This window comes from Pseudescherichia vulneris (genome assembly GCF_902164725.1).
Classification (GTDB): Bacteria; Pseudomonadota; Gammaproteobacteria; order Enterobacterales; family Enterobacteriaceae; genus Pseudescherichia; species Pseudescherichia vulneris.
In genome coordinates this window covers 19,101-33,432 of the sequence record NZ_LR607338.1, presented here as the reverse complement: position 1 = coordinate 33,432, position 14,332 = coordinate 19,101, and the positions used below count along the sequence as shown (strand labels likewise).

Genomic DNA, 14,332 nt, shown 5'->3' with positions numbered 1-14,332 from the left:
TTTTAAAGCCCCAGCACTAACTGCCTTTCAAGCTGCGGATCGAGCAGCGTCACATGCAGCCCCACCAGCCGCACCCCGCGTTCGCCGCGCCGCTCATCCCACACGTTGCGGGCAGTGGCAATCAGATCCTCTTTATTCAGCTGCGGCCAGACGTGCTCCTGCGTCGTCTGCTGGAAATCATTAAACTTAAGCTTCACCCCCTGGCGAGCGATCAGCAGATCCGGCTTAACGGCCGCCAGCCGCCGCTCCAGCTCCGGGTAGAGGCGCTCGATAATCGCCACGCACTCCTCCCACTCGTGAATATCCTCTGCCAGCGTGCGCTCCACGCCCACCGACTTACGCAGCCGCTCGCCGGTGATCTCCCGCTCGTCGATCCCCTGGCTGCGCTCCCAGAGCACGCGGCCAAATTTGCCGAAGCGCTTGAGGAGCATGGCGAGATCGCTCTTCTGCACGTCCTCGCAGGTGCGCAGGCCGAGATCCTCCAGCTTTGCTGCCGAGACTTTACCTACGCCTGGGATCTTCGCCAGCGGCAGCGTCTTGAGAAAGGCGGGCACCTCGTCCGGGGTAATGACGTACTGGCCGTTGGGCTTGTTCAGGTCGGAGGCGATCTTGGCCAAAAACTTAACCGGCGCAACGCCCGCTGAGGCGGTGAGCTGCAGCTCGTTGAAGATACTCTGGCGGATCTCCTGGGCCATCAGGGTGGCGGAGCCGTGACAGTGCACGCTGTCGGTCACGTCGAGAAAGGCTTCATCCAGCGAGAGAGGTTCAATGCGCGAGGTGTAGCGGGAGAAGATGGCCTGAATATGGCGCGAGGCCTCTTTATAGGCATCGAAGCGCCCCGGCAGCAGAGTGAGATGCGGGCAGAGCTTAAGTGCCATTCCAGTAGGCATCGCGCTGCGTACGCCAAACTTGCGCGCCGGGTAGTTCGCGGTGCTGATGACGCCCCGCCGCTCGCGGCTTCCGCCGATAGCGATAGGGATATCTCGCAGGGCGGGATTGTCGCGCATCTCAACCGCTGCGAAAAAGCAGTCCATATCAACATGTATTATTTTTCGCATCTGCTTAGTTTGCCTGGGAAGTCTCTGCCCTCACTGGATAAGTATACAGCCTTTGCCGATAAAATGAGAAGCACCGCTTATGCACAAGCTTAGCCAACGCTCTTGAATAGCGGTATGATGAGGCCTGAGCAAAACAATTTGTAAACTCCGCATGGCGGGCTTGCGAAAAAATACGGGGGTGATAATGTGAGCGCTCCTAATACAGATTAGTCTGATTTCGGATCTCTTTTGCCGTCCTGGCAATATGGTAACCGCTTTATCAAGGAACAAGTAGTATGCGCATAATCGCATTATTCATTGCGATGCTTACAATACCGTGCATCTCGTTTGCCGGCCTGCTCAGCAGCAACAGCTCAACAACACCCGTTAGTAAAGAATATAAGCAGCAGTTAATGGGTTCCCCGGTCTATATCCAGATCTTCAAGGAAGAGCGCACGCTTGAGCTGTACGTCAAGATGGGCGAGCAGTACCAGCTGATGGATAGCTACAAGATCTGTAACTACTCCGGCGGCCTCGGTCCGAAACAGCGTCAGGGCGATTTCAAAAGTCCGGAAGGGTTCTATACCGTTCAGCGCAGCCAGCTTAAGCCAGATAGCCGCTTCTATAAGGCGATCAACATCGGCTTCCCTAATGCCTACGATCGCTCGCACGGCTATGAAGGAAAATACCTGATGATCCACGGGGCCTGTGTTTCGGTGGGCTGCTACGCCATGACCGATAACGGCATCGATGAGATCTTCCAGTTCGTCACCGGCGCACTGGTCTTTGGCCAACAAGGCGTGCAGGTCAGCATCTATCCGTTCCGCATGACCGACGCCAACATGGCGCGTCACAAGAACTCATACTATGCAGACTTCTGGAAGCAGCTGAAGCCTGGCTATGACTACTTTAATACCCTCCACCAGCCGCCGGTCGTCTCGGTGGTGGATGGTCGTTACGTGGTGAGCAAGCCGCTTAACAACAGCGGCGCGATCCAGCCTCAGCTGGCATCAAACTACACGCTCCCCGAGACAAAATAGCACCCACTCTCCCGGCATGATCTTGTGCCAGGTTTCATTGCCGGTCAGCGGCTGAGTAGCAATCACAGAGACCACGTCATTCGGCGTGGTTTCTTTTTGAAAGTCGATCTCAACATCCTGATCCAGCAGCTTGGCTACGCCAAACGGCGCTCTACGGGTGATCCAGAACAGATTCGTTGAGCAGAACGCCATCACGTAGCGTCCGTCCGACAGCAGCATATTGAACACGCCCTTCTCGCGCAGTTCCCCCGCCAACGAGGCAATGTACTTAAACACCGCCGCCATATTGCCCGGCGTACGCGGATAGCGCGCAGTAAGCTTATGCAGTAGCCAGCAAAACGCCTTCTCGCTGTCGGTCTCGCCCACCGGGCGGAAGTTGCCGGTCTCCAGCGTTTTGTACCCCGTCAGTTGCCCGTTATGGGCGTAGGTCCAGTTGCGTCCCCACAGCTCGCGGGTAAAGGGGTGGGTATTCTCCAGCGACACCTCTCCCCGGTTGGCCTGGCGAATATGGGCCACCACCGAACACGATTTGATTGGGTAGTCCTGAACCAGTTTCGCTATCGGAGAGTTGTAGCTGGGCTGTGGATCTTTGAACGTGCGACAGCCTTTGCCTTCGTAAAAGGTGATGCCCCAGCCGTCTTTGTGCGGCCCGGTTCCCCCACCCCGCTGAACCAGCCCGGTAAAACTAAAGCAAATATCGGTAGGCACATTGGCGCTCATCCCGAGCAGTTCGCACATACAACACCTCCACAGCTTATCGGGGGCCGCGCCCCCGTACGACGTCTTAAGCCTTCACCATCTCTTTTTCAATCAGCTGAATCAAGATGTGGATCACTTTGATATGAATTTCCTGAATGCGGTCGGCATAGCCAAAGTGCGGAACACGGATCTCAATGTCGGCGCTGCCGGCCATTTTGCCGCCGTCTTTGCCGGTCAGGGTGATCACCTTCATGCCTTTCGCGCGCGCCGCGTCGATCGCTTTGATGACGTTGCCGGAGTTGCCGGAGGTGGAGATGCCCAGCAGCACGTCGCCTTCACGGCCTACCGCTTCTACATAGCGGGAGAAGATGTAGTCGTAACCGAAGTCGTTACCGACGCAGGAGATATGGCTGACGTCAGAGATAGCAATAGCCGGGTAGCCCGGACGGTTCTCGCGGTAGCGACCGGTCAGCTCTTCGGCAAAATGCATCGCATCACAGTGTGAACCGCCGTTGCCGCAGGAGAGCACTTTGCCACCGGCTTTGAAACTGTCGGCCAGCAGCACCGCGGCGCGCTGGATAGCGTGAATATTGGCGTCATCCTGCAGAAAGTTAGCCAGCGTCTCCGCCGCTTCATTCAGTTCGTTACGAATCAGATCCTGGTACATAAGATGTCCTTCGAATAGATGAATTTTACGTGCGCAGTTTACCGGATAGCACCACACGCGAGAAGCTAAAGCCATACATATCACCGGGCGTTTTAGGTATCCGTGCTCTCATCATCATCAACAATGTGAACCAGGTTGTAATTACTTTGTAAACACATTGCTAAATATAGTGGCATCCACTACAACAATAACATCCAAAGTGGTCAGACCTCCTACAAGCCAGGGAGCAATTGTTTATGATGATTTTGAGTCTTATCGCAACAGTCGTATTGATTGGCGCGCTGTTCTACCACCGCGTCAGCCTGTTTTTAAGTAGCCTGATCCTGCTGGCCTGGACCGCCGCGCTCGGCGTCTCCGGCCTGTGGTCCATCTGGGTGCTGGTACCGCTCGCCATTATCCTCGTACCGTTTAATCTGCCCGCCATGCGTAAATCGATGATCTCCGCTCCGGCGTTTCGTGGCTTCCGCAAGGTGATGCCGCCGATGTCGCGCACCGAGAAAGAGGCCATTGATGCCGGAACCACCTGGTGGGAAGGCGATCTGTTCCGTGGCAATCCGGACTGGAAAAAGCTGCATAGTTACCCGCAGCCGCGCCTGACGGCCGAAGAGCAGGCGTTTATCGACGGGCCGGTGGAAGAAGCCTGCCGCATGGCAAATGATTTTCAGATCACCCATGAGATGGCCGACCTGCCTCCCGAACTGTGGGCGTATCTGAAAGAGCATCGCTTCTTTGCGATGATCATCAAAAAAGAGTACGGCGGCCTTGAGTTCTCGGCCTATGCCCAGTCTCGCGTGCTGCAGAAGCTCTCCGGCGTCTCCGGTATTCTGGCCATCACCGTCGGCGTGCCTAACTCTTTAGGCCCGGGCGAACTGCTGCAACACTACGGTACCGAAGAGCAGAAAAACCATTATCTGCCGCGTCTGGCCCGTGGGGACGAGATCCCTTGCTTTGCGCTGACCAGCCCGGAAGCGGGTTCCGATGCCGGTGCTATCCCAGATACCGGCGTGGTATGCATGGGCGAGTGGCAGGGTGAGCAAGTACTCGGTATGCGCCTGACCTGGAACAAACGCTATATCACGCTGGCCCCCATCGCGACCGTGCTGGGTCTGGCATTTAAACTCTCCGACCCGGAAAAACTGCTGGGCGGCGAAAAAGAGCTGGGCATTACCTGTGCGCTGATCCCTACCAGCACGCCTGGCGTGGAGATTGGCCGTCGCCACTTCCCGCTTAACGTTCCTTTCCAGAACGGTCCGACCCGTGGTCAGGATATCTTTGTGCCGATTGACTACATCATCGGCGGGCCCAAAATGGCCGGTCAGGGCTGGCGGATGCTGGTTGAGTGCCTGTCAGTGGGTCGCGGCATTACCCTGCCGTCTAACTCTACCGGTGGCCTGAAGTCCGCTGCGATGGGTATCGGTGCTTACGCGCATATTCGCCGCCAGTTCCGCATTGCTATCGGCAAGATGGAGGGGATCGAAGAGCCGCTGGCGCGCATTGCCGGTAACGCCTATGTGATGGATGCCGCTGCCTCGCTGATCACCTACGCTATCGTACTCGGTGAAAAACCGGCGGTACTTTCTGCTATCGTCAAATATCACTGTACCCACCGTGGTCAGCAGTCGATTATTGATGCTATGGATATCGCCGGCGGCAAAGGCATTATGCTCGGCGAGGGCAACTTCCTTGCCCGCAACTACCAGGGCTCACCGATCGCGATTACCGTGGAAGGGGCCAACATCCTTACCCGTAGCATGATGATCTTCGGCCAGGGGGCGATCCGCTGCCACCCTTACGTACTGGATGAGATGGCCGCTGCCCAGAGCAACGATCTTAACGCCTTCGATAAGCTGCTGTTCAAACACATCGGCCACGTGGGCAGCAACACGGTGCGTAGCTTCTGGCTTGGCCTGACTCGCGGCCTGACCAGCAGCACGCCAACCGGAGATGCAACCCGCCGCTACTATCAGCATCTTAACCGCCTGAGCGCCAACCTGGCGATGCTGTCGGATGTCTCGATGGCGGTGCTGGGCGGCAGCCTGAAACGTCGGGAGCGTATCTCGGCGCGTCTGGGGGATATTCTGAGCCAGATCTTCCTCGCCAGCGCGACGCTGAAACGCTACGACGATGAAGGCCGTCACGAAGCCGATCTGCCGCTGGTTCACTGGGGCGTGCAGGATGCGATCTATAAAGCAGAGCAGGCGATGGACGACCTGCTGGCGAACTTCCCGAACCGTGGCGTTGCCGCCCTGCTCCGCGCAACCATCTTCCCTACCGGGCGTCACTATCTTGCCCCGTCGGACAAGCTGGACCATGCCGTGGCGAAGATCCTGCAAACGCCATGTGCCACTCGCTCCCGCATTGGCCGCGGTCAGTACCTGACCGCCAGCGAGCATAACCCGGTTGGCTTGCTGGAAGAGGCCCTGCTGGACGTGATGGCTGCGGATCCGATCCACCAGCGCATCTGTAAAGAGTTCGGTAAGAACCTGCCGTTTACCCGTCTTGACGCGCTGGCCAACGAGGCGCTGGATAAAGGGATCATCAGTGCTGACGAAGCGCGGATCCTGACCAAAGCCGAAGAGAGCCGCCTGCGCAGTATCAACGTGGATGATTTTGAGGCAGACGCGCTGGCTACCCAGCCGGTCAAGCCCCTGCTCCCTATGCTGCCGGAAAAAGTGCGTAAAATCGAAGCCGCGTAACCTTATCTATGCTGCATCCGACCCTGCCTCCGGGCAGGGTTTTTTATTGGCACACATTCGCGTTTTGCCGTGGTAGAGTGTTCGGACGCTACAAAAATGGGGAGACTCATCGTGCCTGGTTTTAAAATTACGCTGTTGCAACAGCCGCTGGTCTGGATGGATGGTCCGGCTAATCTGCGGCACTTCGATCGCCAACTGGAAACGATTATCGGGCGCGACGTTATCGTTCTACCGGAGATGTTCACGACGGGTTTTGCTATGCAGGCCGCGCAGCAGTCACTGCCGCAAAGTGAAGTCGTTGCATGGATGCAGGCCAAAGCGCAGCAGACAAATGCTCTGGTGGCCGGTAGCGCAGCGCTGCAGAGCGAGCGCGGGCCGGTAAATCGCTTCCTGCTGGTTGAGCCAGAGGGAAAGGTGCACAGCTACGATAAGCGTCATCTATTTCGCATGGCCGATGAGCATCACCACTACGAGGCCGGTACCGAGCGCGTAGTCTTTGAGTGGCGCGGCTGGCGCATTCTGCCTCTGGTCTGCTATGACCTGCGCTTCCCGGTCTGGTCACGCAACCGCAACGACTACGACCTGGCCCTGTACGTGGCTAACTGGCCTGCGCCGCGTTCGCTGCACTGGCAGGCGCTGCTGGTGGCACGCGCCATTGAGAACCAGGCCTACGTTGCAGGCTGTAACCGCGTTGGCACCGATGGCAATGGGCATCACTACCGCGGCGACAGTCGCATTGTTAGCCCGCAGGGTGAGATCCTCGCGACCGCCGAGCCGCATCAGGCTACGCGTATCGATGCCGAGCTGTCGCTGGCCGCGCTGAACGATTATCGCGAAAAGTTTCCGGCCTGGCAGGATGCCGATCCCTTTACGCTGGAGAAGTGATGTCACTCACGGGTGCGAAATCGCCCGTTTGAAAAGCGAAAACGACGAAGGCCTGAATCATTGCTGACTCAGGCCTTCTGAATAGTGGCGGAACGGACGGGACTCGAACCCGCGACCCCCTGCGTGACAGGCAGGTATTCTAACCGACTGAACTACCGCTCCGCGTTGTGTTCCCTGGGGAACGAGGCGAATATTACGTATTGCCTTGCACGCCGTCAACGCTTTTTCACGGCTTTTGAATCGTTTGCTGCAAAAATCGCCCAGGCGCTGTTTTTATCCACAAAACAAGAGGTTTCAGGCCCGCCACAGGCACGAACCGCCCTTCTTCTGCACCAGATCGAGACGCGACTCATGCGCCATCACTTCTTCATCACTGGCTAGCACCACGCGGAGCGAATTGGCCCGGCGTACAACGCGCTGAATAGTGGCCTCGCCCTGCGCCTGCTGGTTTTCACCCTCAACGGAGAACGCCATTGCGGTCTGCCCACCCGTCATCATTAAGAAGACGTCAGCGAGGATCTGGGCATCGAGCAGCGCCCCGTGCAGCGTTCGCTTGCTGTTATCTATCTCATAGCGCGAGCAGAGTGCATCCAGGCTGTTACGCTTGCCGGGGAACATCTTCCTGGCCATCGCCAGGCTATCGGTCACCTTACAGAAGGTGTCCGTTTTAGGAATGCCCCGGTTCAGCTTGCTGAACTCATAGTCCATAAAGCCAATATCAAACGAGGCGTTGTGGATCACCAGCTCAGCGCCGCGAATATAGTCGATAAACTCATCGGCGACGTCGCTGAACAGCGGCTTATCCAGCAAAAATTCATCTGCAATCCCGTGCACGCCAAAGGCTTCCGGATCCACCAGCCGATCCGGCTTGAGGTAGACGTGGAAGTTATTGCCGGTTAGACGACGGTTGATTACCTCTACCGCGCCGATTTCAATAATCTTATGTCCTTCATAGTGGGCACCGATCTGGTTCATACCGGTGGTTTCCGTATCAAGGACGATCTGTCGTGTAATTGCAGTGCTCATAGCGGTCATTTATGTCAGACTTGTCGTTTTACGTCGATTTCAACTACAGGAAGTCTACCAGAGATGCTCAAACAGGTAGAAATTTTCACCGATGGATCTTGCTTAGGTAACCCAGGACCAGGCGGCTACGGCGCTATTTTACGCTATCAACAGCATGAAAGAACCTTCAGTGAAGGATATCGTCTTACGACCAACAACCGGATGGAGCTGATGGCGGCCATCGTCTCTCTTGAGGCGCTGAAAGAGCACTGCGAAGTGGTGCTAAGCACTGATAGCCAGTACGTCCGCCAGGGGATCACCCAGTGGATCCACAACTGGAAAAAGCGCGGCTGGAAAACAGCCGAGAAGAAACCGGTAAAGAATGTCGATCTCTGGAAGCGGCTGGATGCGGCACTCAGCCAGCACCAGATCCGCTGGGAGTGGGTTAAAGGCCACGCGGGCCATCCGGAAAACGAACGCTGCGACGAGCTGGCCCGCAGTGCAGCGATGAATCCAACCCAGGAAGATGTGGGCTATCAGCCCGAGAGCTAATCAGGGTTTGCGGTACTGGCGCGTTGCGCCAACCGCCTGAGGCACGCGTGCTTTTGCTTTGCTCTGCTTCATGGGGTTGAGCGTCAGAGGGATAGTCCGCTTGCGGGCAACAATAAGCTGCATACAGCCCAGCGCCGGCAGATGGGTGGTCAGTACTTTCCCCCCCTGCCGGGTCCAGGGCAGCACCTGAAAACCGCTATGGTGCACGACTTCGAAGTTGAGCAGCGATAGCCAGTCGAGCTGGCGCATCATGGTAAACATCCGGCTGCGGTAGACCGCTGACTGACGCTTGATGGGCAGCGCCTTGCGGAGTCCAAGCAGGCTTACAGGATTAAACCCGCTCAGTATCAGCCAGCCATCGTCAATCAATACGCGGTCGGCCTCATTTAACAGGCGATGGGGATCCTGGCACCAGCTCAGAGTATGGGCCAACAGGCAGGCATCCACGGATTTATTCTCAAAAGGAAGATGCAGCGGATCGGCTCTGACCTGCGCAGGCTCGCCCTGCAATGAGACATTAACCTGATGCGAGATAGCGCAGCTTTCGGCATTGATTTCCGCGCTGAGATTGCCAATCTTAAGCAGGTGAAATCCGTAGATTTTTGCGAACCAAGGCTTAAGCTGCTGTTCCAGCGCCTCGCGGTAGTATTCGCCACGGGAAAACTCAGCCCAGTGGGCGGGTGCTGAGAACGTTCGAGGTATCCTTGCCGGTTTCATCACAACCTTCCGCTACGCTTTGAGAGGTATTATATGAATCTTAACAGTATTCCCGCATTTCAGGATAACTACATCTGGGTGTTAAGCAATGACGAAGGTCACTGTGTGATTGTCGATCCGGGCGAAGCGGCTCCGGTACTTAAGGCAATTCAGGAAAACCAGTGGCAGCCTACAGCAATTCTGCTCACCCACCACCACCACGATCACGTTGGCGGCGTGAAAGAACTCTGCCAGCACTTCCCGGACGTAGTGGTATATGGGCCGGAAGAGACACGAGATAAAGGGGCAACGAAATGCGTAGTCGAGGGTGATAAGCTCATTCTTTTGGGCTACGAATTTTCTGTTTTTGCGACACCGGGTCATACGGTAGGCCACATCTCTTACTACACAATTCCTTACCTTTTTTGCGGCGACACGCTGTTCTCAGGCGGCTGCGGCAGACTTTTCGAAGGTACCGCAGAGCAGATGTATCAATCTTTTCAGAAAATTAACGCGCTTCCCGGCGAAACAGTTATATGTTGCGCGCATGAATATACATTAGCGAATATGAAGTTTGCCCAGCATATTCTGCCCGGTGATGCGGCTATTGAGGATTATCTTAATAAAGTGAAGCAGTTACGGGCAAAAAACCACCCAACGCTGCCCGTTACGCTGCAAAATGAGCGCCGGATTAATGTTTTTCTACGCACTGAAGATCCTGATTTGATTAGCGTTATCGACAAAGAAACAAATTTGCAACAGCCTAATAGGCGTTTTGCATGGTTGAGGTCAAAGAAAGACGCTTTCTGAAATTTCATACTTGTCATCTGGATCCTTCGCCGTTATGATTGCTCGTCTTTTAAGCAACTATTGACTCACACACATGAAGGCACAAGCGATATTACTCGCCTCTGTCCTGCTTGTGGGTTGCCAGGCGTCTAATCACGACGGCAACGTACAACAGCACGCACAGAGCCTTTCTGCAGCTAGTCAAGGGGAAGCAGGGACGTTTACAAGTCAGGCGCGGTGGATGGACGATGGAACATCCCTCGCGCAGGATCAGGACTTGTGGGCTTCCATTGGCGACGAGCTAAAGATGGGAATTCCGGAAAACGACCGGATTCGCGAACAGAAACAGAAGTATTTAAGCAACAAGAGCTATCTCCACGATGTAACTTTACGGGCAGAGCCGTATATGTACTGGATAGCAGGGCAAGTTAAGAAACGTAACATGCCCATGGAACTGGTACTACTACCCATAGTGGAGAGCGCTTTTAACCCGCACGCGACGTCTGGTGCCAATGCCGCAGGCATTTGGCAGATCATTCCGAGCACGGGGCGCAACTACGGTTTGAAACAGACTCGCACTTACGATGCGCGTCGTGACGTTGTGGCATCGACTACGGCCGCACTCGACATGATGCAGCGTCTTAACCGCATGTTTGACGGCGACTGGCTGTTGACAGTAGCTGCCTATAACAGCGGCGAAGGGCGTGTGATGAAGGCAATAAAAGCGAATAAATCGCGCGGGAAACCTACCGATTTCTGGTCGCTGTCACTGCCTCAGGAAACGAAAATTTACGTGCCAAAAATGCTGGCCTTGAGCGATATTCTCAAGAACAGCAAGCGCTACGGTGTTCGTCTGCCTACGCCTGACGACAGCCGCGCCCTGGCTCGCGTTCGGCTAAACAGTCCGGTTGGCATGAACCAACTGGCGGATATGGCTGGCATGCCGGTAAGCAAGCTGAAAACCTTTAACGCTGGCGTTAAGGGCTCGACGTTGGGTGCCAGTGGACCACAGTATGTGATGGTGCCGCAGAAGCACGCCAATCAGCTGCGTGAATCGCTGGCCTCGGGTGAAATCGCTGCCGTACAGCCGACGCTGATGGCGGATAACACCCCGCTGACCAGCCGCAGCTATAAGGTACGTTCTGGCGATACGCTTTCTGGTATTGCTTCACGCCTCGGCGTGAGCGCTAAGGATCTCCAGCAATGGAATAGCCTGCGCGGTTCAACCCTGAAGGTTGGCCAGAGCCTGACCGTTGGTGCAGGCAGCAGCGCACAGCGTCTTGCCAGCAACAGCGATAGCGTTAAGTATCGCGTGCGTAAAGGCGATTCGCTCTCCAGTATTGCGAAAGATTACGGCGTAAATATCAAAGATGTTATGCGCTGGAATGACGGTACGGATAACCTGCAGCCGGGCGATCAGCTCACGCTGTTTGTGAAAGATAGCGCCACGCCAGACTCCTGATCATCGAACCGTTTCACATAAAAAAGCACCGCTTCCCCGGTGCTTTTTTTATTGCTGTTTGCGTAAATTAGCGTTTTTTCGCCTCAATAAACACCGTATCGCTGGTAAAAGAGCCGTCGTCCCGCAGCTCGAAGTAGGCTTTTACCGCCTGCGATGCATTATCCTGATAGAGCCGAATTGCTTTGCTCAGCGCATCAGGCGTCCGCATCCGGGCGATCCAGGAGGAGAACTCCAGCACCAGCCGATCGGTAACCAAATCACAGGTCGTGAGCCCTACCTCGTTAATCTGCGCCAGCCACTGGCCGCTAGAGTAGTTGCGCACGTGAGAGGTATCGCGCAGCGCTTCAACCGTTTGCAACCAGATATCACGTACCGGCTCGCCAGGCGACATCACATCCATCATGAATACCGTTCCGCCAGGTTTCAGGACGCGCTTAATCTCGCGCAGGGCCTGGCCGAGATCCTGCCAGTGGTGCGCTGAATAGCGGCTAATCACCACATCAAAGGTCTCATCGGCGAAGGGTAAATGCTCCGCATAGCCCTGCTGAGTGCGGATATTGCTCAAGCCTTTCTCTTGTGCCGCAGAGGCCACCACCCCCAGCATATCGCTGGAGAGATCGTATGCCGTTACCTGCCCTACTACAGTCGCGGCGGTAAAGCTGGCGTGCCCTCCGCCACAGCCAACGTCTAATACGTGAGCCTGTGGGAAGCGCTGGAGGCGATCGCGCAGCCGCTCTAAATCACGGCCTGCGGCATGTACGGCGCTGGTTAAGTAGGCGCTGGCCTGGGAGCCAAACTGATCTTCGACGTTATCATGATGGGATTTTGCTGCCATTGTGCTGTCCTTTTAGTTAAGTGAAAAAGAGGGCAGCACCTGTTTAGGCCTGCCCTACGGCAGACCTGACGCACCACTATTTATCAGGCTTGCCGGGACTGAATTCAACGAGTAGCGGGTTGTGATCGGAGGCGCGCGTGACCAGCACTGAAGCTTCGCTCACGTTCAGACCACGATAGAAGATAAAATCGAGCGGACGACCAAACGCCCGGCGGCGATTATCATCCGTAAAGCGTACCTGACGCAGGGACATCTCCCGGGAGAAGCGATAGAGCGCGTTCATACGCGGGCGACTCCAGGCATTGAAATCGCCAGCCATGATCACTGGGCCATTATGCTGGGCGATCTGATCCCCAATAGGCAGCAGCTGCTTGCTATAAACATCAACCCCCAGACTGAAATTAACCGCGTGGACGTTGACGACCATCAGCAGCCGTCCGTCAGGAAGAGGATAGACGGTCACCAGGGCCGACTTTGCCAGCCGCAGGATCGGCTCACGTTCGCGTAACGGGCAGCAGTAAACCGGATGGGCCGACGCCAGCGTCATGACCCCAGAGGGATGCTGAGGCAGTACAAAGGCCGGTACCTGATCCGCTGCCAGATAGTTGGTAGTAGCAAAGCGAATAAGCTCAGGCGTGGTTTGCGCCTCCTGCAGCAGCACGAGGTGGGCATCTTTACCGAAGTTCTGCAACACCGACTGCCACTCTGCACGCTGCTGCTTGAAGATGTTCCACACCAGGACGCGGATGTTCTCTTCCTGGCTCAGCGGCGCGCCTGGGGGCGATGCCTGGCCAATAGTCGCGAATGACCCGGGCGGCAGGATCCGCTCGGCGGGTTGTCCCGCGATATAGCGCATGGCATGGGTATGTTTTCGCACTTTGGGCTTCTTACCTCTGTAACCTGTTTACCCTGGATACCAGGGCCACTCTCTCTGTTATAGGGATTTTAGCGCACACTTTCAACGCTGCATGTAAAAACAGATGTTTTGCTGAGGGAGTGACACTTCATGCAGGCGCGTGGTTAAATAACAAAAATCGATAAAATGCGGATATAATTTTGCTATGGGGGCAAAAATGAAGGCAACATCAGAAGAGCTGGCTATATTTGTCGCCGTGGTGGAGAGCGGAAGCTTTAGCCGTGCCGCTGAGCAGCTTGGGCAGGCCAATTCGGCTGTTAGCCGGGCGGTTAAGAAGCTGGAGACCAAGCTGGGCGTGAGCTTGCTTAACCGCACGACGCGCCAGCTAAGCCTGACCGAGGAGGGGGAGCGCTATTTCCGTCGCGTGCAGCTCATTCTTCAGGAGATGGCGGCGGCAGAAAATGAGGTGATGGAGCATCAGCAGATCCCGCGCGGCCTGCTGCGCATCGATGCCGCAACGCCTGTCGTACTGCATTTTCTCATGCCGATGATTAAGCCCTTTCGAGAGCGTTACCCGGAAGTGACGCTCTCGCTGGTTTCTTCAGAGACCTTTATTAACCTGATCGAGCGGAAAGTGGACGTTGCTATTCGCGTTGGCACGCTAACCGACTCCAGCCTACGCGCTCGGCCCCTGTTTAAAAGCTCTCGCAGAATGATCGCCTCCCCTGCTTATCTGGCTAAATACGGTACACCGCAGAACGTTGAGGATCTTGAACATCATATCTGCATGGGTTTTACCGAGCCTGTTTCGCTCAATACCTGGCCAATTGCCTGTGAAGATGGACAGCTGTACGAAATCAACAGCGGTATCACCTCTAACAGCGGCGAAACGCTGAAATATCTTTGTCTTTCCGGAAACGGTATTGCCTGTCTGTCTGACTATATGACGGATAAGGAGATTGCCAGCGGCGAGTTGATTGAAGTGCTGGCGGATAAGCGTCTGCCGGTTGAGATGCCGTTCAGCGCGGTTTACTACAGTGACAGAGCGGTCAGCACGCGTATCCGTGCCTTCATCGACTTTCTCAGCGAGTACGTGAAGCAGCGTCTGATGTA

General features: G+C 55.8%; 14 protein-coding genes and 1 tRNA gene. 7 read left to right on the top strand and 8 right to left on the bottom strand.

The genetic code is table 11. The features are described 5' to 3' along the window. Positions 1–2 precede the first annotated feature (2 nt). The gene (dinB, locus tag FN633_RS00090) at positions 3–1,058 is read right to left on the bottom strand and encodes a DNA polymerase IV (protein WP_154056334.1); all 1,056 of its coding nucleotides are present in this window, start codon (positions 1,056–1,058) and stop codon (positions 3–5) included. Positions 1,059–1,333: 275 nt separating this feature from the next. Here dinB and dpaA point away from each other — a divergent pair, with 275 nt between their 5' ends. After that, the gene (gene dpaA / locus FN633_RS00085; RefSeq protein WP_042396152.1) at positions 1,334–2,077 is read left to right on the top strand and encodes a peptidoglycan meso-diaminopimelic acid protein amidase; all 744 of its coding nucleotides are present in this window, start codon (positions 1,334–1,336) and stop codon (positions 2,075–2,077) included. On the opposite strand, the gene FN633_RS00080 is transcribed toward dpaA, so the two are convergent. Beyond that, complete coding sequence (locus tag FN633_RS00080; protein WP_042396149.1) at positions 2,048–2,815, bottom strand: class II glutamine amidotransferase; 768 nt, start codon at positions 2,813–2,815, stop codon at positions 2,048–2,050. The two genes, dpaA and FN633_RS00080, sit on opposite strands and share 30 nt — an antisense overlap. A 46-nt stretch (positions 2,816–2,861) precedes the next feature. Beyond that, entirely contained in the window at positions 2,862–3,443 is a 582-nt protein-coding gene (gene lpcA, locus FN633_RS00075) for a D-sedoheptulose 7-phosphate isomerase (protein ID WP_042396145.1), read from the bottom strand. Between the two features lie 236 nt (positions 3,444–3,679). Here lpcA and fadE point away from each other — a divergent pair, with 236 nt between their 5' ends. Next, entirely contained in the window at positions 3,680–6,139 is a 2,460-nt protein-coding gene (gene fadE / locus FN633_RS00070; protein WP_154056333.1) for an acyl-CoA dehydrogenase FadE, read from the top strand. Positions 6,140–6,250: 111 nt separating this feature from the next. Continuing rightward, complete coding sequence (locus tag FN633_RS00065; protein ID WP_154056332.1) at positions 6,251–7,024, top strand: amidohydrolase; 774 nt, start codon at positions 6,251–6,253, stop codon at positions 7,022–7,024. An 85-nt stretch (positions 7,025–7,109) separates the two neighbouring features. On the opposite strand, the gene FN633_RS00060 is transcribed toward FN633_RS00065, so the two are convergent. Both FN633_RS00060 and dnaQ read right to left on the bottom strand, forming a co-directional pair. Then, positions 7,110–7,186: transfer RNA gene (locus FN633_RS00060), tRNA-Asp, on the bottom strand. Positions 7,187–7,318: 132 nt separating this feature from the next. Continuing rightward, complete coding sequence (gene dnaQ, locus FN633_RS00055) at positions 7,319–8,050, bottom strand: DNA polymerase III subunit epsilon (RefSeq protein WP_042396156.1); 732 nt, start codon at positions 8,048–8,050, stop codon at positions 7,319–7,321. A 63-nt stretch (positions 8,051–8,113) separates the two neighbouring features. Here dnaQ and rnhA point away from each other — a divergent pair, with 63 nt between their 5' ends. After that, on the top strand, positions 8,114–8,581 hold the full coding sequence (gene rnhA, locus FN633_RS00050; RefSeq protein WP_042396136.1) for a ribonuclease HI: 468 nt from the start codon (positions 8,114–8,116) through the stop codon (positions 8,579–8,581). On the opposite strand, the gene FN633_RS00045 is transcribed toward rnhA, so the two are convergent. After that, complete coding sequence (locus FN633_RS00045) at positions 8,582–9,298, bottom strand: class I SAM-dependent methyltransferase (RefSeq protein WP_154056331.1); 717 nt, start codon at positions 9,296–9,298, stop codon at positions 8,582–8,584. It abuts the gene before it with no gap. Between the two features lie 33 nt (positions 9,299–9,331). On the opposite strand from FN633_RS00045, the gene gloB reads away from it, so the two are divergent. Beyond that, entirely contained in the window at positions 9,332–10,087 is a 756-nt protein-coding gene (gloB, locus tag FN633_RS00040; RefSeq protein WP_154056330.1) for a hydroxyacylglutathione hydrolase, read from the top strand. Positions 10,088–10,160: 73 nt separating this feature from the next. Then, positions 10,161–11,528 (top strand): murein transglycosylase D, encoded by a 1,368-nt coding sequence (gene mltD, locus FN633_RS00035; protein WP_154056329.1) that lies wholly within the window; start codon positions 10,161–10,163, stop codon positions 11,526–11,528. Between the two features lie 67 nt (positions 11,529–11,595). Here mltD and FN633_RS00030 read toward each other — a convergent pair whose 3' ends face one another. Next, entirely contained in the window at positions 11,596–12,363 is a 768-nt protein-coding gene (locus FN633_RS00030) for a class I SAM-dependent methyltransferase (RefSeq protein ID WP_154056328.1), read from the bottom strand. A 76-nt stretch (positions 12,364–12,439) separates the two neighbouring features. Beyond that, positions 12,440–13,240 carry an endonuclease/exonuclease/phosphatase family protein gene (locus FN633_RS00025; protein ID WP_154056327.1) on the bottom strand — a complete coding sequence of 267 codons (801 nt, stop codon included), beginning with the start codon at positions 13,238–13,240 and terminating at the stop codon, positions 12,440–12,442. A gap of 196 nt (positions 13,241–13,436) precedes the next feature. Here FN633_RS00025 and yafC point away from each other — a divergent pair. After that, positions 13,437–14,332 (top strand): DNA-binding transcriptional regulator YafC (yafC, locus tag FN633_RS00020; RefSeq protein WP_154058769.1); only part of this gene is annotated, 896 nt, incomplete at its 3' end.

What these genes read in the sequence shown, in the direction of transcription:
- dinB (WP_154056334.1), bottom strand. Translation starts at nt 1,058, where the DNA reads ATGCGAAAAATAATACATGTTGATATGGACTGCTTTTTCGCAGCGGTT.
- dpaA (WP_042396152.1), top strand. Translation starts at nt 1,334, where the DNA reads ATGCGCATAATCGCATTATTCATTGCGATGCTTACAATACCGTGCATC.
- FN633_RS00080 (WP_042396149.1), bottom strand. Translation starts at nt 2,815, where the DNA reads ATGTGCGAACTGCTCGGGATGAGCGCCAATGTGCCTACCGATATTTGC.
- lpcA (WP_042396145.1), bottom strand. Translation starts at nt 3,443, where the DNA reads ATGTACCAGGATCTGATTCGTAACGAACTGAATGAAGCGGCGGAGACG.
- fadE (WP_154056333.1), top strand. Translation starts at nt 3,680, where the DNA reads ATGATGATTTTGAGTCTTATCGCAACAGTCGTATTGATTGGCGCGCTG.
- dnaQ (WP_042396156.1), bottom strand. Translation starts at nt 8,050, where the DNA reads ATGAGCACTGCAATTACACGACAGATCGTCCTTGATACGGAAACCACC.
- rnhA (WP_042396136.1), top strand. Translation starts at nt 8,114, where the DNA reads ATGCTCAAACAGGTAGAAATTTTCACCGATGGATCTTGCTTAGGTAAC.
- FN633_RS00045 (WP_154056331.1), bottom strand. Translation starts at nt 9,298, where the DNA reads ATGAAACCGGCAAGGATACCTCGAACGTTCTCAGCACCCGCCCACTGG.
- gloB (WP_154056330.1), top strand. Translation starts at nt 9,332, where the DNA reads ATGAATCTTAACAGTATTCCCGCATTTCAGGATAACTACATCTGGGTG.
- mltD (WP_154056329.1), top strand. Translation starts at nt 10,161, where the DNA reads ATGAAGGCACAAGCGATATTACTCGCCTCTGTCCTGCTTGTGGGTTGC.
- FN633_RS00030 (WP_154056328.1), bottom strand. Translation starts at nt 12,363, where the DNA reads ATGGCAGCAAAATCCCATCATGATAACGTCGAAGATCAGTTTGGCTCC.